The sequence below is a fragment of the Sphingobacterium cavernae genome (assembly GCF_008520265.1).
Lineage (GTDB): Bacteria > Bacteroidota > Bacteroidia > Sphingobacteriales > Sphingobacteriaceae > Sphingobacterium > Sphingobacterium cavernae.
Map to the genome: position 1 here is coordinate 61,233 of NZ_VIQM01000009.1, position 19,880 is coordinate 81,112.

12 protein-coding genes are annotated in these 19,880 nt (G+C 36.8%); 5 read left to right on the forward strand and 7 right to left on the reverse strand.

Translation table 11 applies throughout. The features are described from left to right. Nucleotides 1-11 precede the first annotated feature (11 nt). The 4 genes from FLS47_RS00845 (at nt 12) to FLS47_RS00860 (ending at nt 8,135) form a co-directional block, all read left to right on the forward strand. Complete coding sequence (locus FLS47_RS00845; protein WP_149912508.1) at nt 12-2,129, forward strand: flotillin family protein; 2,118 nt, start codon at nt 12-14, stop codon at nt 2,127-2,129. Between the two features lie 13 nt (nt 2,130-2,142). Continuing rightward, complete coding sequence (tnpA, locus tag FLS47_RS18855; RefSeq protein WP_317131672.1) at nt 2,143-2,364, forward strand: IS200/IS605 family transposase; 222 nt, start codon at nt 2,143-2,145, stop codon at nt 2,362-2,364. 459 nt (nt 2,365-2,823) lie between these two features. After that, complete coding sequence (locus tag FLS47_RS00855; protein WP_149912509.1) at nt 2,824-7,671, forward strand: DNA repair ATPase; 4,848 nt, start codon at nt 2,824-2,826, stop codon at nt 7,669-7,671. Nucleotides 7,672-7,700: 29 nt separating this feature from the next. After that, nucleotides 7,701-8,135 (forward strand): DUF4488 domain-containing protein, encoded by a 435-nt coding sequence (locus tag FLS47_RS00860; RefSeq protein WP_149912510.1) that lies wholly within the window; start codon nt 7,701-7,703, stop codon nt 8,133-8,135. A 45-nt stretch (nt 8,136-8,180) separates the two neighbouring features. On the opposite strand, the gene FLS47_RS00865 is transcribed toward FLS47_RS00860, so the two are convergent. The 7 genes from FLS47_RS00865 to FLS47_RS00895 all read right to left on the reverse strand — a co-directional run bounded on the left by FLS47_RS00865 (nt 8,181) and on the right by FLS47_RS00895 (nt 17,544). Further along, entirely contained in the window at nt 8,181-9,476 is a 1,296-nt protein-coding gene (locus FLS47_RS00865; protein WP_149912511.1) for a bifunctional folylpolyglutamate synthase/dihydrofolate synthase, read from the reverse strand. 10 nt (nt 9,477-9,486) lie between these two features. Beyond that, on the reverse strand, nt 9,487-10,311 hold the full coding sequence (locus tag FLS47_RS00870; protein WP_149912512.1) for an energy transducer TonB family protein: 825 nt from the start codon (nt 10,309-10,311) through the stop codon (nt 9,487-9,489). Nucleotides 10,312-10,416: 105 nt separating this feature from the next. After that, the gene (locus FLS47_RS00875) at nt 10,417-10,824 is read right to left on the reverse strand and encodes an ExbD/TolR family protein (RefSeq protein ID WP_149912513.1); all 408 of its coding nucleotides are present in this window, start codon (nt 10,822-10,824) and stop codon (nt 10,417-10,419) included. 29 nt (nt 10,825-10,853) lie between these two features. Further along, nucleotides 10,854-11,564 carry a MotA/TolQ/ExbB proton channel family protein gene (locus tag FLS47_RS00880; RefSeq protein ID WP_149912514.1) on the reverse strand — a complete coding sequence of 237 codons (711 nt, stop codon included), beginning with the start codon at nt 11,562-11,564 and terminating at the stop codon, nt 10,854-10,856. Between the two features lie 43 nt (nt 11,565-11,607). Next, nucleotides 11,608-12,729, reverse strand: coding sequence for an HU domain-containing protein (locus FLS47_RS00885; protein WP_149912515.1), 1,122 nt, complete (start codon nt 12,727-12,729; stop codon nt 11,608-11,610). A gap of 45 nt (nt 12,730-12,774) precedes the next feature. Further along, nucleotides 12,775-14,496, reverse strand: coding sequence for a TonB-dependent receptor (locus tag FLS47_RS00890; protein WP_149912516.1), 1,722 nt, complete (start codon nt 14,494-14,496; stop codon nt 12,775-12,777). Nucleotides 14,497-14,514: 18 nt separating this feature from the next. Next, on the reverse strand, nt 14,515-17,544 hold the full coding sequence (locus tag FLS47_RS00895; protein WP_149912517.1) for a tetratricopeptide repeat protein: 3,030 nt from the start codon (nt 17,542-17,544) through the stop codon (nt 14,515-14,517). Between the two features lie 328 nt (nt 17,545-17,872). Here FLS47_RS00895 and FLS47_RS00900 point away from each other — a divergent pair, with 328 nt between their 5' ends. Next, nucleotides 17,873-19,873, forward strand: a complete 2,001-nt coding sequence (locus tag FLS47_RS00900; protein ID WP_149912518.1) for a recombinase — start codon at nt 17,873-17,875, stop codon at nt 19,871-19,873. Nucleotides 19,874-19,880 lie beyond the last annotated feature (7 nt).

A 19,880-nucleotide genomic window follows, 5' to 3' on the forward strand; every position in this document is an offset into this window, starting at 1 on the left:
TTAAACATATCATGATTACTAATCAATTATTATTTATCGATGGACTAACAGGGATTGTGCTCATAGCAGTTGGTGCTGTAGTCTTTATCATCATCGCATTTTTTGTGGTTCTTAGTATGTTCTACAAAAAAATTCCTCAAGGAAAAGCGATTGTACGTACGGGTGTAGGAGGCTCGAATGTAGCTTTCAACAAAGGTATGTACGTCATTCCGGTATTCCATAAAATGGAAGTAATGGATATTTCTGTCAAGAAAATCGAAATCAACCGTATGCAAGGTGATGGCTTGATATGTAAAGATAATATCCGTGCAGATATAAAAGTTGCGTTCTTCGTACGTGTCAACAAATCCGTTGACGACGTAATCAACGTAGCTCAAAACTTAGGTTGTGACCGTGCAAGTGAGCCAGAAACATTAAAAAATATCTTCGAGTCTAAATTTTCAGAAGCACTTAAGACTGTAGGTAAAAAATTCGATTTCATCGAATTGTACGAAGCTCGTCGTGAGTTTCGTGATGAGATCTTGAATATTATCGGTACGGATTTGAATGGTTATATCTTGGATGACTGTGCTATTGACTATTTGGAACAAACAGAATTGAAATTCTTGAGTCCTGACAACATTTTGGATTCCGAAGGTATCAAAAAAATCACGGAGTTGACCTCTAAACAAAATATGAATGCAAACTTGATTCGTCGTGAAGAAGAAAAAGTAATCAAAAAACAAGATGTAGAAGCACGTGAAGCGATTTTGGAATTAGAACGTCAATTGGCTGAAAAAGAAGAAAAGCAGCGTCGTGAGATTGAAAATATCAAATCTCGTGAAGAAGCTGAAATCATTAAAGTACGTGAAGAAGAGCGTCTAAAATCCGAGACTGTTCGTATCTCTACGGAGGAAGCATTGGCTATTCAAGAAGAAAACAAGATGCGCCAGATTATCATTGCAGAGAAAAATAAACTTCGTACGGATGCAGTAGAAACAGAACGCGTAGAGAAAGACCGTGCGTTGGAAGCTACAGAGCGTGAGCGTATTGTGACTTTGGCGCAAATCGATAAACAACGCTCGGTGGAGACGGAACAAAAATCTATTCAGAATGTCATCAAAGAGCGCGTTCAATTGGAGAAAGGCGTAATTGAAGAACAACAAGCTGTCAAAGATGTAGAGGTATTCCGTGAAGTTGAGCGTAAGAAACAAGCTGGTGTTATTGCGGCTTCGCAGGAAGCTGAAGAGCGCTTGATTGCGACTGTGAAAGCTGCTGAAGCAGCGAAAATCGCAGCTGAACAAGAGGCGGAGAAAAAAGTAATCGATGCAGAAGCTGCACGCAAAATAGCGGAGAAAAAAGCACAAGAATTATTAATCGAAGCGGAAGCGAAGAAAGAAGCATCTGCAAAAGAAGCGGAAGCACGTAAAATCATTGCGGAAGCAAAAGCCAAAGAAGAAGCGGCTATCGGTTTATCAGAAGCGGAAGTAATGGTTGCGAAAGCTGAAGCAGAGGAGATTCAAGGCACTAAAGAAGCTTCAGTTATTGAGAAAAAGGCAGAAGCGTTACGTAAAGAAGGTTTAGCACAAGCAGAAGTTGTTCGTGAGAAAGCTTTAGCAGAAGCTAAAGGAATTGAAGAAAAAGCTTCGGCAATGAAGCAATTGGATGGTGTAGGTAAAGAGCACGAGGAGTTCAAATTGCAATTGCAGAAAGAGCGCGACATCGAATTGGCACATATCAATATTCAAAAAGACATCGCAGGTGCACAAGCTTCGGTATTGTCAGAAGCATTGAAATCTGCGAAAATTGACATCGTGGGCGGTGAGACATTGTTCTTTGAGAATATCGTGCGTCAGGTTTCTAATGCGAAAGGTTTTGACAAATTGATTGATAATTCGCAACACGCCACTGACATTATGAATTCTTTATTAGGCCCTGACGGCAAAGGTGATTTAGCGGAAAAAGTTCGCGCGTTAGCAGATAAGTATGGCATCTCAACAAATGACATTAAAAACCTTACTGTTTCCGCTGCTTTAATCAAATTGCAACAAGCCGCTTCATCAGAAGATAACGAAGAAGATAAAGGATTTATTAATTCACTATTCGGCATTGCAAAAAGTTTAGGTATTTCGAATAAGAAGCTAAGTTAGTGTCATCACTAAAATGGCTAATACCTACACGCAATTGTATATTCAGTTTGTCTTTGTTGTCAAATTCAGACAAGCCTTGATTACTACGTCTTGGGAAGATAGATTGCACAAATACATCATTGCGATTGTTCAAAATAATGGGCACAAGGTATTAGCCATAAATTCAACATCTGACCATGTTCATTTATTTATAGGGTTAAATCCGAATCAGTCTATTTCAGAGTTAATGCGATAAGTAAAGCATGAGTCGTCACAATTTATAAATGAGCACAAACTGTCAAAGACTTTATTCCGATGGCGAGAGGGATATGGTGCATTTAGTTATAGTCAATCGCAAATACAAACTGTTATTCGGTATATAGAAAGACAAAAAGAGCATCATAAAAAAGTGACTTTTAGAGATGAATACCTAGAGCTATTAAACGCTTTTGAAATAGATTATAATGAGAAATACATTTTCAAGGAGCTAGAGTAATGTTGCGTACCTAAAGGCTCGCTCGAAGTATTCAAGCTTAACTTTATATAGAGCATTTACCCCTACGGGGTAAAACTTTTTACAAACAAAAATAGTGAGAGCTATACTATATTGCATTAAGGATTACTATATAATCACTCCAGAGGAGTGAAAGCTATGTAAAAAGCATAAAAATACAAACTATGTATCACTCCGTTAGGAGTGTAAGCTATGTAACCAATGACAGAAGATAATAAAACAACACTCCACAAAGGTGATACTTTAGATACAGGCTCATACGAAATCATTCGCAAGCGCCTTTTGACGCAACGTGATGATTTAGCAAAGCGTGTGAATGAGCTTAATTCAGCGCGCAAGGAAGTCTTCAATTCAACAAGTTTTATATTGAAAGCTAACCAACGCATCACAACTGAAAATAACTGTGTGGCGCGTGGCATTATAGCACTTGACAATATTTGTATTTTCGGGTACAACGTGCATTTCGGATTACGTACAGAGATTAAATTGGAGGATGTATTCAGTATTTACGCGTTTGAAGACAATCACTTTAATCCTCTTTCTCTTGATTTAATCAACGATCCTAATTTTATTACAGACTACCAAAATCTTTATAAATATTACCGCGACTCCATATTTTCGAAGTTCCGCAGAACGGAAAATTTTCTATATATGATTTTCCAAACAAGCAAAAATGCGGAAGACAGAAAAGCGTTTAAATGGTTAATAAAAGGCGATAAACTTATCTATCAAGATGACCGTAGTATTCATGAGGTCAAATTACCTATACAGCATGAATTCTCTTGGACCAAAACGACTTTAGAAGATCGAAGGCTAGGTAAATTTCCACACATTTCAATTCTGGATAAAGTCTTCATCGAAGCACTGCATGGCGATATCACGTTCAAAATTGAGAATAACACAGATTCTGGGCAGGGAATTTATTCGGAAAAAGTAGCTAATACGGATCAACAACTGGATGATGCGGATTATTACTTTGCAGATCTCGGAAATTTAATTGCCGTTCGTGTGAAGCCTTATCAAGAAGATTTTAGAGCTTACATTTTCAATCAACGCACCAAAGAGGTTGTCAACATCAAATCCTTGAATGAATCGGCAATTTTGTTGCCTGATAATCAAGGTATAATATTTTCTAATGGTTATTATTTACAGAACGGCACATACAAAGTATTTGATAATATCTTTGAAGATGTTTCCTTCTTGCGCAGAATTGCCTCACCTAACGGTGAAGATTTCTTGTATGTATTTACACAATCGGAGACCAACACTTATATTTTGATGTCATACAACATCATTCAGCAAGCGGTTGAGACTCCAATTATCTGTAATGGTTTTACAGTTTTTGATGATGGCTCGTTGATTTATTTCCGAACTGAGGCTGAGGCAACACGTCATCATCAGGTACAGATTTGGGAAACGCCGTACATGGCAATCTTACAAGAAAACACCGAAAGACGCGATGACCCAGTGTACAAAGTAGGCAATAAGCAAATTGTACAAGCAATGGCCGAAGTACAAGAAGTTGTGCAATTAGTCAACAAAGAAGATAGCTATGAAGGGCTTTATGAGGATATTCTGCGCAAAACCAATGGAATATTAGATAGTTATTTTTGGATTAATGATCCTGCATTAAAAAATTTGGGCGAACCACTAAAGCAGATCTCGGAAGTTGCGAACACCGCAATAGATGAATTTGTAAAAGTACAAACACTGCGCAAACATGCCTTAGAAGTTGTAGAAAACACGCATAAGAAATTAGAAAATCTCGTGTTTCAGATCAACAGCACAACTGTTGAAAAGCTGGATCAGTTGGTACATCAATTGGCGGATTCGCGTAAACTGCAAGGTGAGATTATTGACCTGAAAAATGTAAAATACACCGACGAAACACAAATTACTAAACTTTCGGAGCAAATTGAAAAAATTGCCGTTGACCTTTCTGACAAGACTGTTGCTTTCTTATTGAAAGATGAAGCCCTCCTATCTTACGAAGAACGTGTCATTGAGCAAAAGAAAAAAGTAGAAGAAATTACCAAAGCTTTTGACGCCAAAGAAGTTGAAGAAAACAATATAGCTATTTCTTCTGAATTGGAATTGTTGATTGATATTCTCAATAGTCTTAAGATCGAAGATGCTACACAAACAACTAAAATCATTGAGAAAATATCGTTGATATTTTCATCATTGAACGAAGTTCGTGCACAACTTACACGCAAATTGAGTTCTTTGCGAAGTAAAGAAGCCGTGGCCGAATTTTCGGCACAATTGACTTTGTTGGAACAGTCGGTGACAAATTACTTGGAACTTTCGACTTCGGCTGATAAGGTGGACGAATATTACACAAAGATTGTTGTTCAGCTTGAAGAATTAGATAGCAAGTTTTCGGAATTTGATGATTTTGCGTTGAAAATAGCGGACAAGCGCGATGAAATTATCAAAGCTTTCAATGCGCGACGTGAACAAATTGTGGAGCAGCTCAATAAAAGAAGTTCTTCTTTGGAGCAGATTGGTTTGCGCGTTCTCAAAAACATTGAGAATAAATCCAAAACATTCAACGCGCGTGAAGAAATTCTAAGTTTCTATGCTTCAGATTTGATGATTAACAAGATTCGTGAACTTATCACCGAACTGAAATTTTTAAATGACGTTTCTAAAGCTGAAAACTTAGAGAATTTACTTAAAAAATCACAGGAAGACGCATTGCGCGTTTTACGCGACAAGACGGAGCTCTATGTTGATGGCGATAATATTATTGCCCTTGGCAAGCACAAATTTACGGTCAATAAACAACCGCTCAGTCTGACTTTGCTTCGTCGCAACGAAGAATTGTATTACCATCTGACAGGCACGAGTTTTTACCAAAAAGTAAAAAGTGAAGAAATTCTGTCGTTTCAAGATATTTGGGAGCAAGAACTAGTTTCGGAGAACAAGGCTGTATATCGTGCTGAATATTTAGCCTTCAAAACATTTTTAGCTTCGCTAGATCAAGAAACTTTTAGTGCAGAAGAATTTATCACACAAACGGTAGAACAAAATTATTCGGAAAATTACATCAAAGGTGTTCACAATTACGATGCATTGTTGATTTATCAAGCTATCAAAACGATGGATGATAAAATGGAACTACTTCGCTATTCGCCAAAACTACGAGCTACTGCACATCTTTTTTGGTTTACGCTACCAACTGAAATTCGCCAAAAAATCGAAGCGTTAATTCATTCCACAGCTGGTGTGATAAAAGCTTTTCCAAATAGTAAACGCTATCAAAGTGCTGTGGATGAAATTGAAAAAGAATATCTCAATTGGAAAACAAATCTTGATGTTTTTGAAACATCTTCCAATCAGATTTCAACTTATCTTTTCCAAACCATTTCTCAACACGGAAAAATGGTATTGAGTGAAAGCGCTGACCATCTGAAACAAGATTTTGTACGTGCACTGGAAAACAAAAAATCATTAAAATCCTTACAAGACGATTTAGAAAACACACATTTCAGTCTGGAAGACAAATATCATCTGCTACTCAATTGGTTGCATGCATTCATCGATGAAGATGCAAATTATGAAACCAATAGACCATTGGTTGAGGAAGCCGCAGTGGAATTACTTTTCCCAAAAGAAGCTTATCATTTGCATTTTGCCCACGACACGACATCTTTAGAAGGATTAAAAGGTAATCATGCTGTTTTGGAAGAAGGCAAGTTGGCTATCCATTACCATGAATTTATGGATAAACTGAATACTTTCACAAATCATGACGTCCAACGCTTTAATTCTTTCGCGGCACTAAAAGAGCAATTGGTAAAATCTTATGAGAAAGAGTTAAAAATCCATGAGTTTGAACCGAAAGTATTAACTTCTTTTGTTCGTAATAAGTTGATTAACGAAGTTTATTTTCCTCTCATCGGAAACAATTTAGCGAAGCAATTGGGTGCAGCAGGAGATAATAAACGTACTGCACGTATGAGTATGTTGTTGTTGATTTCTCCTCCAGGCTACGGTAAGACGACTTTGATGGAATACCTGGCGAAAACGATGGGTTTACATTTTGTAAAAGTCAATGGTCCTACCATTGGGCATTCTATTACCTCCATTGATCCCGTCGAAGCTAAAACTTCTGGTGAACGCGAAGAGTTGAAGAAAATCAACCTTTCCTTTGAGATGGCAGACAATGTGATGCTGTATCTCGATGATATTCAACATTTGAATCCAGAATTTCTCCAGAAATTCATTTCATTAGCGGATGGTCAGCGCAAAATAGATGGCATTTTTGATGGAGAAAGTAAGACGTATGACTTACGTGGCAAACGTTTTTGCATCGTGATGGCAGGAAATCCATACACAGAATCGGGTTCTAAGTTTCAAATTCCAGACATGTTAGCAAATCGTGCCGATGTGTACAACTTAGGTGATGTAATTGGCGATACCGAACATCTGTTTAACCTGAGTCTTATTGAAAATGCTGCTATTGAAAATCCTCATTTGGAGAAAATTGCAAGCAAATCGTTTAAAGATTTCTATGCGTTGATTGATTTTGTACAAAACGCTTCTGAGCAGTTACCCAATTTAGAAGGTAATTATTTGAAGCAGGATATTGACAATTTCGTCGCGGTATTGAAGCATGTATTGAAGATTCGGGATGTTGTTATCAAAGTCAACAAGAACTACATTCAATCCGCAGCTATGCAAGATTCGTATCGTACAGAACCTTCATTCAAAATGCAAGGCTCGTATCGTAACATGAGCAAGTTGGTAACTCAAATTGTGCCCATGATGAATGAAAAGGAAATTGACGACGTGTTACGTGCACATTACGAAAGTGAATCACAAACTTTGACAGCTGACACGGAAAGTAATTTACTTAAATTAAAAGAATTGGCCAACTTAATAACTGCGGAAGAGCAAAATCGTTGGGAAGACATCAAAGCTATTTTCCGTAAAAACAACAAACATGGTGGCTTAGGAAAAGACGATAAGGTCTTTGCACAGCTTTTGGAGTTTAACGAAAACCTCGAAGGAATTATTAAAGCAATAAAAGGAAATAATTAATTTGAAAATGAATCTATAAAACTGATATTATGAAAAGAATAGCACTACTAACCACATTTCTTGTTGCATTATTTACATTAAGTTTTGCACAAGACAAACCATTAACTGGAATTTGGGAACTTAAAAAATCTAAAGATGGCCAAGGAAACCTTAATGAAATTCCTATTGGAGCGTATAAAATTTTTACAAATGATGGAAAATTTTTTAATATGCAATTAACCGCAGATGGTGCTGTTATTACCCACGAAGGTATATTTCAAATAGATGGTGCTGCTAAATACACTGAAAATGTTCTTGATAAAATAACTGGGTCATATATTGATGAGAAGCAAACAAACTTAACCTATAAGCTTTCTGAAGATGGCAATACCTTAACTTTGGAAGGAGTACTGAAATTGGGGGATGGGAATTATACGTTTAATCTATATGAGGAATGGAAAAAAGTTTTAGTTTATAATCCGTAATCAACTCAACAATAATTAAGTCCAATTTATCAATTGGACTTTTTCTTATGTCATATGCTGCAATACCTCAGCGACCACAAAGTTAGAACCGCCAACAAAGATTAAATCACCTTGCATATACGCTTGTTTTGCATCATTGAAAGCTTGAATAACAGAGCCTGAAACTTTCCCTGACAACCCATAGAACAACGCTTTTTCAGCCAGCTCGGCAGCTTCCATAGCACGTGGCATATCTGGATTAGAAAAATAATAAATTGCGTCTTTTGGAAGATAAGGAAGCATATGATCCAAATCTTTGTCCTTCATCGCGCCAATTACTATATGCAGATTCTGATAAGAAACTTCACTAAGGTTTTTGATAACTTCTTTGATACCGTCTTCATTGTGTCCAGTATCACAAATAATCAATGGATCTATACTCAACGTTTGCCAACGACCTTGGAATCCCGTTAGTTTTTGAACGTTTTCAAGCGCAAAACTTAAGTCTTCTTCCGAAATTACAAAACCTTTGTCTCGAATCTGATCAATGACGGCCAGCACACCAACAATGTTTTTAACTTGGTAAGATCCTGTCAAATCCAAATTATATTGCTTTGTATCGGAGTCTTTGCTGATTTGAATACGTTGGATTAACGTATCCTTCTCTAATCGCACAGCTGTTATTTCTTGGTCAGCAAAGATAATTGGCGCATCTTCTAATTGAGCTTTTGCTTCAAATATCGGAGCTGTAATCGCATTTGTTTCTGAAATAACAACTGGCGTATTAGCCTTGATAATCCCTGCCTTCTCCCCTGCTATTTCTTCTAAGGTATCACCCAACAAATTCATGTGATCCATACCAATATTGGTAATCAAACAAACCTCAGGAGAAATGATATTCGTGCTGTCCAATCTTCCGCCTAACCCAACTTCGATAATAGCAATATCGACCTGCTCTTTGGCAAAATAATCGAAAGCCATCGCAACTGTTGCTTCAAAAAATGAAGGTTGAATTTCTTCAATTAAATCTTTTTGAGAATTAATGTAGTTAATTACAAATTGCTCTGAAATTTGCTCTCCATTAATTCGGATTCGTTCCCTAAAATCCACCAAATGCGGTGAAGTATACAAACCCGTTTTATAACCTGCACTTACCAAGATAGCAGCAAGCATATGCGAAGAAGAGCCTTTGCCGTTAGTTCCGGCAACATGAATAGTTTTAAATTTTTCTTGTGGATTTCCTAAGGTTTCACAAAGCGCTATTGTACGATCTAAATCCTTCTTGTAGGCCGAAGCACCGTCACGAGTAAACATAGGTAATCGACTATATAAATAATCGATTACCTCTGTATAAGTATGCATAAAACTTGAATTATCTTACTTTGAAATTTATTGTAACGTGTACTACACGTCTTTCAGGCGCATTTGGAACGGTATTGAATTTTGCTTTGCGTAATTCTCTTTCCAACATACTATAAACAGTAGGTGATGAATAGGTTGTGCCTTTGACACCTGGTCTTACACTTACGATATTACCATTTCTATCCACAGTCAATTCACACACAACAACACCCGAAAATTGGCTTTTGTCATCAATATTAGGTCGTACAGCCCAATGTCTACTTGTCAATGAAATTGGCGTATTTCCGAAACCTGAGCCACCTTCACCATAATTGGATGCTAAAGGATCACCTAATGCAGAACCTTGGTTACCAGCTCCGCCACCTTCGCCATCACCAGCACCTTGCCCATTATTCTTTTTACCTTTATACAAGGCATTGGTATTCACTGTAGGTGTACTATTTTTTACTTCCTTCGTTGTTTCTGGCGCAGGATTTTTAACAGCCTTTTCAGTTTTTGTAACTGATGGCGCATCTTCCATATCCTGTGTTGCTACAGCTTTATCAGATACTTGCTGCGTAGGAGTCGGTGTAGGTGTTTCTGTCGGAACGATGCGATCAGGTCTTACATTATTCGCATTTTCATCCATCGAAGGTTCTTCAATGCTCATATAATCGTCTCCTGTGCCCACATCCGATGTACCATAATTCACCACAATTCCACCCATCCCATAATCTGGAATAGCAGGCTGTCCAAAGACTATAAAAAAGCCAATAGCAATCAAAATCGCCATGACAATGGATGAATAGCCAATAGCTTTGGGTAAATTATTCTCTTCTTTTATATGATAATACATTATTTTTAAATTAAAAAGTCTGAATTAAAAAGTCAAAAAACAATTAACTCTTTAATTACGTATTACTTAGACTCAACGACTTTCAAATTGTCAAATTATCAATTTCTAATCCTTCTTTGGCTCTGTAGCTAATACCAATTTGATTTTCAAACGGTTTGCAACATCCATTACAGATATAACATTTTGGATCGGCACTGTACTATCCGCATAAAGCATGATGGTCACTTCCTCTCCTGTATTCATTTGCGCTTGCAAAGTTTGTTCTAATGCCTCATACGGCACTGTTTGCTTGTCCACATGATACGCCAAATCCGCAGTGATTGATACAGTAACAGTTTTCTTCGCTACAGATTGTTCGCCTGCACTGGATTTTGGCAATAATAATTTCACCACCTGAGGGTTTGCCACCGCCGAAGCCAACAAGAAGAATAACATCAAAAAGAACATGATGTCATTCAGCGCTGCTGTATGCACTTCTGCAGTCGGTTTACCTCTTCTATTTCTTATATTCATGGTCTATCCGATTTATAATAGGTCCTCGATTAAACCCCTGGTTCGTCTAATAAATCAATAAATTCTACCGCTTCAGTTTCCATTTTTAGGATCAAGCGTTCTACCATCATATTCAAGATGTGGTAACCAATGTATGCCAAGATACCGATTGTCAAACCTGAAGCTGATGCAATCATTTTGACATAAAGACCACCAGAAACTGAACCAATATCAATACCACCTGCAATTTCTACCTCACGGAAAATTTGGATAACCCCGAAAATCGTTCCAACGAAACCAAGCATCGGCGCAATACCTGCGATAATTCCTAATATATTGATGTTTTTCTCTAAACGCGAAACTTCTAATTTACCTGCATTCTCAATTGCACCCTCAATGTCTTTGATTGGACGACCGACACGAGTCAAACCTTTTTGCAACATACGCGCTAAAGCTGAATTGCTCGAACGACATACCGCAATAGCTGAATCCAATTTACCAGACAACACGTTGCTCTTAATCTGTGCCATCAAATTGCCATCTGTTTTTGATGCTTTACTAATTGTAATGTAACGCTCAATGAAAATCACTAATCCGATGAAAAATAATATTACGATTGGAATCATAATCCAACCACCCTTCATTAGTAATTGAATAAGATTTTGATCATCGACAGGTTGTGCGATAGCTATGGCCTGATTTGCTGCTGATGCTGCTTGATTCAAAGAATCTGTGACTAAGTTGTCTTGAATGAATGACATAATATGTAATACTATTTGTTTTATTGGTTTCTATTAATCTTAATTATAATACTGTTGGCCAAGCGTCTGACTTGACATTTTTTTGCACATAACGTAATGCTGAATCTCGGAGTTCTTTTGTTGGATATGTATCCCAAATTACTTTTTTACGATTTTTCTCCAAATTGGAAGGTAACGCACGTACATGCTTGAATCCCTTTTTGTGATATTCGGCTGCTTCCGCTTCCGCTTGTGCAAATTTTGGATGCGTTCCCACCACGATGGTGAACTTATGATTTATTGGTTCTACAACCTTGGGAGCAGATTCCTCCACCTGAGTAACTAAAGAATCATTTGCCTGCAATGCAGTCGAATCAATTGAAGCTATACTGTTAGTGTCAATTACTGTAATCAGCGTATCTCCATCTTGATCTAACGTATCAATCCCAAATTCCGTAAGATATTGATCTACATTATCCAATTTTTTCGTGATAATACTGTAATAATAAATACCACCCAACGTAATCAATGCCAATGCAGCTATCAATACATATACTAATGTATTATTGCGTCTTGGTTTTTCATCTTCAAAATAATTATGATGATCAGCATAAGGTGTATTTGTTCTATATGCTGGAGCTTTTACTGAAGAAGAGTTATCAATTTGATGTACCTCCTGCAAAATCTTTTTATCTTTCTCGCTGATAGGCGAAATTTCTTCAGGAAATGATTCTACGGAGGTATTATCTATTTCATTATTAACGGCTAAATTATCTACTTCATCGAGCTCTTTTACATATGGATCTTCAATTGGTGAAAATTGAAAACCACTTAGATCAAATGGCTTGAATATATAAGAATGACCGTATGAAACAAGTTGACCCAATTCTTCAAGTGTGGCTTGCCCATCCGTATTGATACTATCTATTAATATTTCTATTTCCCTTTGTATGAGAGTTTCTGCTTCAGATTTTTCTAGATGCTGACTTTGCTGTATATACAATGCAAAATCATAACCTTCTTGCACTTCATGTTCAAATTCGATATAACTTAAAGGAGGTAAGACAACTTTTCGCTTTGCATCAAAAGACGCCGATGTACGGGTACGTTTGAACGTTCCTAATCCTTTCACAAAGACCATTGCATGTCTCCTGAGCAAAGAATAAATTTGCCTTCCTAAATTCATATAATTTAAACTATAATATGTGTTGCAAAGTTATAATCTTATTTGTTAAAATGAAAAATTAACTCCTCCTATCACATTGAAACCTAACTTAGGATAATATAAATAACGCTGATACTCTTTGTTAAAAATATTATTGGCTTTGATAAATATCCCTAAATTAGACGTGGCTTTATACTCAGCTCCGGCGTTTAAATCAAAAAACTCTGGCACTGACACTTTGCTATAAGAATTGTCAATACGTGCAGGATTGGCGCTCAAATCATAATCATACGTAGCTGCCCATGAAGAACCATGAAACAAAGCTTCAGCATCAATATACAGTTTTTCTGAGATATTAAAGCGTGCATTGGAAGCTAAACGCAGATTTGGCGTGAACCAAGCTTCATCTTGTGTCGCTGTAGTATACCCATCAATATTAAGTCGTGCTCCTAAATTAACTAATTGCGATAAACGTACGTTAATTTCTCCTTCAATACCGAAGTATTTTGCTTTGTCATCCTCGTTTCCATCATATACTAAATCGAAACGGAAAGGAGCTTCAGCATTGTTCAAAAATAATGGTAATCCTTCTATATTCTTGTAAATAACTTTCGCTTTGTAGCCGAATGTCGCACCTGCATTACCTTTGATACCACCAAAAATATGCAAACGATCAACCTGATTTTGGAATGTTTGATTTGGACCCAAATAAGGATTCAACTGCGTAAGTTGCTTATACGAAGCTTTTTGAACACCTCCATTCAAACCACCAAACAAATGAATATAACCCGGCACTAAGGAGAAATCTACTTCAGCAGCAGGGAAAATATTAAATCTACTTTCGTCACCAAATTCGGACACGATATTACCACCTAATGTCAATGTATAGTTCGTCCCTTTGAAACTGATGTATGGATTGATCGTCGCAATCGAATTTTTGAATTTATCTAAATTAGCACCTACACCGCCAATCGAATTGTAATCTAAAGCTACGTTAGCACCAATATTGAATGTACGAACGCGCTTATTTAAGTAACCCGACAATGCGATTGAATTTTCGCTTCCATCGAATTTATCCTTGTACGTATAAGCGTCTAATTTAGCAGAATAAGAAACAGCTTCTTCGTTAGCTGGATCAAAATTACTCGTTAATTCACCTGTAAAATAAATATCATTGAAAGCTTGCGCTTCTTTTGCTGGATTCAATGTGACACCCGATAAATCTACTGGAATTCCATAGAAACGTGTCGCAAATCTATTATAACCAACTGTTCCGTCTACAGTAAAACCATCTAAAATACGACGTCCAAAAATTCCAACTTCCTGTCTAGAGAATTTTTGTTCTTCCAACGAACCTTTCTGATTTAAATGCTTCACAAAAGCACCAAAACGTAAATTTTCGTATTGTTCATTCGCTACATATGCCTCTCCAAGAATAGTTCCTAGGTTACCTACACCCAATTTCACATAGTTGGAGGTAATATCTTGAACTTTCGTGAACGGTAACTCTTGCACCGTTAGTTCCTTCAGACCTGTATTGATATCCAATTTTTTATCCGGGACATTCCCGTAAGTAAGCTTTTGCATATATGCACGCTTGTTGGTCATGTCTGGGCTACGACGAATCTTTACCGCATCAGCAAGAATAGGTTTGTAATCACGGACTACATCAAAAGAATCAATCGTTACTGGTCTTTCGGGATCAACTTGTGCAGAGACTTGTTGCCCCAATCCTAATAACAATGCTACTATAGCATAATTCTTAAATACTGTTTTATGCAATTTCATCTTATTTCCTATTTCTTGTTATTTCAATTTTTGTAAACGTTCCTTCGCAGTCTTCAAGACATCATCCGAATCATTTTCATAATTCTCAATTACACTTTCTAGTGTTGCCTTAGCCTGGAACTTATCACCCTTTCCTACGTACGCATCTGACATTAAAATGAAACCTTTTGCCACCCAATAGTCATAAGAAGAGAACGTATTCGCAATGTCAAAAGCTGACTCTATAGCTTTGTCGTATTGTTTCGCTTTCAATTGCTGCTCGGCTACCAAATAGCGTGCTTCTGCACCTGTTTCTGTTTTAGATTTTAGCGCCGCTAAATTTAGTTCTTTTGTTGCGTCTGCTGTTTTATTTTGTTTTGTATATGCTTTTGCCGCATACAAATGTGCTAATGCAATATCCTCTTCAGAAGACTTCTCGTAATTCTTTAAAATATTAGAATAAGTCAATGTCTCTACCGGATCGCCAATATTGTAATACGAGATCAATAAATTTTTAATAGCAAAACCGTAATTTTCCTTATACTCCGAAGTCAACTCTAGTTTTTTCAATACTTGAACGGCTTCATTGTACGATTTATTTCGCAAATGCAATTTGGATACACTTATCAATGTCTTTTCCGTATAAGCTGAAGTCCAATCGTTCATGATGATATTAAAATCATGCAGCGCTTGTTGGTCTTGCTTCAATTGCGCATAACTCTCACCACGAATAAAACGCGCAAACTTCTCATTAATAGGTTTTGGGAACTTATCGAAGTATGCGTTCACAGCCTCTACAGCACCTTGGTAATTTCCACGCTCAAACAAATTACGCGCGATACCAAATGTATGTGCATCTTGCTCTGCTTGAGAAAGGTTACCGATGTTTGTGGAAGTCGCATAGCGAATGTATCCAGTAGCATCTCCTTTATCCAGGTAAATATTTTCTATTGAACGTATCGCCTGCTTAGCCTCATCCGTCGTAGCATATTGACTTACTACACGCTCAAAAGTAGCGCGCGCTGCATCTGTATTGTCTTGGTTGTATTGTACCAAACCAATCGTCAATAATGCACGTGGAACATACGAACTGCGTGGATATTTTTCGACCATCGATTGCAATCCTTCGATTGCTTTGTCGTATTGGTTTGTCATGAAATACGTATACGGAATTTCAAAAGCAACATCATCGGCATAATTTGATTTCGGATATTTCGCAATTACAGAATTCAATGTTGCAATTTTCGCTTCATTATTTCCTTGCAATCCTTGAATAATTCCGCGTTGGAACAATGCATAATCTTGACTTTGTGCATTTGAACTTATTAATCGATCATAATACGTCATCGCTCTACCGTAATTCTTCGTCGCAAAATACGAATCAGCTAAACGTGCTATCGCATCGTTTTTGGTATTTAGCTCAATACCATCTTTGCCACCACCGGCTAAGAAACGTTCAAAGTAATTTGCCGATGTATTGAAATTATCATTTCTAAATGCCGCATACGCTAATGCGTAATTCGCATAATGATACACATCTGTCTTACGCGCTGCCGGAAGTTGTAAGAATTTGTTGAAATTTGCAACTGATTCTTTGTACTTTCGTACCTCATACATTGCTTCTGCTTTCCAATATGTCGCTAACGCATAAATTTCTTCATCATAGCGATTAGCTTCGGATCGCATAAACATCGAAATACCATTTTCGAAAGCACGCTCGTTATAGTATTCCAATCCACGGTAATAGGTTACTTTTTGGTAAGCTGCCTTAGCTTCTTTAGATGTCAAAGGGAATGATTCCAAAACATCTACAGCATTACGGTAGTTTTTGGTACTTAATAACACTTCTGCAAACAAAGTTTTAGCTTCTTCGTTACGTTTATTGCTTTTGTACGTATCCAAATATTCTTGAACAGCGTCCAATGCCACTTGATGGAATTCTAATTCGTACGAAAGTTTAGCATAATTGAATAAACCTTCTTCTTTCAATTGTGGATCAAAATCCAATTTTGACGCTTTGAAGAACGCATTACGGGCACTCTGTTTATTTCCAGTTTTTATAAACGAATCACCTAATGTTATCATCGCACTTTGATAATATTCATCTGGATCTGTCATTTTTTCTAATTCCGTAATCGCTTTTTCATAATCTCCTAGCTTGTAAGCGATATAACCGATTTGATAGCTATCTTGGTTATTTTGTGTTGTACCTTGATCTTGGGCCTGAAATTTATCGTAATATTGTTTTGACTTCGCTAAATCACCTTTGATAAAATAAGTAGCACCAATAATTCTAAACATTTCTGTCTCGAATTCTTGTTTTGTAGTTTGCAAGATTGGCAATGCATAACTCAATACCTCATCATAGCGTTTGTCTAAGAAATATAACGCTGTGATATAATAAGGATACGTAGATTCAAAAGTCTTTGAACCATTCAGTCTTTCAAACTCATTCAAAGCTGTTTTGTACTCCGCATCCAAATAACACAAGTACGCATAATAGTAAATAGACGCTTCTTGGTATTGGCTATTTTCGTCTTTTAATTTCTCAAATAATGGTTTTGCCGATTTATAATCATTGGTCATGAATTGTGCATAACCCAATTTGAAACGATATTCGATATTTTCAGCGCCTGCTAAATTTTTACTTTCGATTTTCGTAAACCATTCAATAGCTTTTGGATAATCTTTCTTTGCATAATACGAACGACCGATTTGGAAATAAGCCGCCTTCGAATTTGCGCTTGCTGGATAATCTTTGATGTACTTCAGAAAACGACCTTCAGCATCCGAATCACCTAACTCCAATGCACACACCGCTTGATAAAAACGTACCCCTTCTTTGATTAGAGTCAATTCTTCCGTTTCATCCAATTGCAACGTCGACTTGGTACGTAACTCTTCTACTTTATCAAATTGTTTGGCTGCAGAACTAAATTTACCACGCTCATATAATTCTAGACCCGTTTTATATGCTCTATTAATATCCTGCCAAGCTGTCTGTTGACCAAATACCGGAGCAGCCATTAAGCTTAATGCAACACCCAATCCGTAAATTTTCTTGTACATAATGGTGTATTTTCTTTTATCTAAATTTCTAATTATCCCTCAGAATTATGAATGAATAAAGTCCCATAAACACAGTACTATTCATTCTACTAAATTAGTAGTAAAGTAGCAAGTTTTCCTCAAAAGTTGTTAACATCTGTTAGTAAACACCTTTTATAACGCTAATTTTACGATTAAGTCTGACTATACTGGAATTTTTAACATTATTTCACATTAATCAATTTTATTGCCAATTGTCAAGCTACAAAACCAAGCAAGTATTTTGTGTGTTTCAACATAAAAACGTAATTTATCCAACTTAAGAAATTGTACTCACACAAATAAGTAGATGGCAGAAACCAAACAAGACTTAATAAAACTCTTTGAAAAAGCTTCTCACAGTGAAATCGATGCTCTTGATTTTATTATTGATTTAGTCAATATCTATCGAAAACAAAAAAATTCAGCATTAGTTGAGATTAGTGATCTTTTGGAATTATTACAATCAAATATAGATTACAAAAATCTGCTTCTTTTCAAGATTGAATCGCTAAATCTTACGAAAAAAGATTTTGATCAAATCATCTCGGATGTAGGCATCATGAACTACAGTGATTTCTTGTACGAAGTACGCTTAAGAGTTGTTGCCAAGCTTATTCCTCATCAGGCTCCCCCGGAATCTTTGGAGTTTATATTGAATCAAGTTTTTTATGACCGCAAAGATGCGGAATGGATTTCTCGAATCCCCGACGAACAATTGATTCGCCTATTTACAATTTTGGAAGGCAAAAACATCTACGCAGATAATACAGACAATCATGCAATTTCGGAAATTCTATATGGATTAGAAGTATTGACTCAACGTGTATCTGGACGCGCAATGGAGGCAGATGTGAGTAAGATGACTCCTGAATACCGTAATTTTGACAATCCTTTCATCGGGCTATTGCAAGAAATGAATAACATTATCCAATATGTACGTTCTGAAAAAAGTCCACATCTCGAAAGCTCTGACATTTATTACAAACAAATAAACATTTTGTTGAATCAATGTGACAAATACATCGTTGATGCCTTTGCGAATTCGCATAAGTTGGGAATTTCGATGAAAGTAAACCAATCTCTGCTTCGCTTGCGTCAGCAATTGGGTCGGATTCGTGAAATTTTGGCTTATATAGTTTTAGATGACCCCAATAAAGGTGTGGAACAAACTATTTCATTGATCAAAAAACTCATCTTTATCAATGTAAATAAAACGAATGTTCGTCGTCTTGTAAATGAAAGCACACAGTCTATAGCCTACGAAATCACGCAACACACCGCGCAAACAGGTGAGCATTATATTACTTCTTCGAAAAAAGAATACACCAATATGTTTTGGTCAGCGTGCGGCGGTGGGTGCATTGTAGCTGTGCTCTGTATTATAAAAGTTTTGATGTCCAAAGCGGATACAAGTATTTTTGGACATGCAATATTGTATAGTTTGAATTATGCTTTGGGCTTTACAGCAATTTATTTATTGGGATGTACGCTGGCAACTAAACAGCCCGCAATGACGGCCTCTGCATTAGTAAGTGCTTTGGAACGCAAGACAGAAAGTAAAGAAGAACGCAATTACAAATACTGGTCATTCGCCAATTTCTTTTCCAGAGTATTTCGATCGCAGTTTATTGCGTTTGTCGGTAACGTATTACTGGCATTTCCTATCGCGATGCTCTTGATTTGGGGAATTGACACTTTATTCTCGTACAATATCGCATCTTCAAAATGGAGAGGATTAATCACAGATTTGGATCCAGTTGACTCACCGGCAATATATCATGCAGCAATTGCTGGCGTATTCTTATTCCTGTCTGGAATTATTGCAGGAAGTGTTGCTAATCGTGATAAATACAACTCTTTGTATTACCGAATAGAGCAGCATCCCATCTTGAAAAGAGTATTTGGAAAAGAAAAAACCAAACAATTCGCTGGCTGGTACAAGAAGAAATGGGCTGGTGTTATTTCCAATGTTTGGTTTGGTGTTTTTATGGGAATGACGGGTTCGATTGGAATATTTTTAGGATTGGATATCGATATTCGTCACATCACATTTGCGAGTGGCAACCTAGCTTTGGGCATGTATGGAAGTGACTGGCGCGCACCGACTGATATGATTATTTGGGGTGTAGTCGGAATAGGAGTAATTGGATTTGTGAATTTTATTGTAAGTTTTAGCTTGTCATTAATTCTTGCATTTCGTGCCCGTAAAATGAAGTTTTATGAATTGATATTAGTAAGTAAAGCTATTTGGGCATTGTTTTTATTAAGCCCAATGCAATTTTTCTTTCCTCCAAAAGAGAAAAAATAAGCATAAA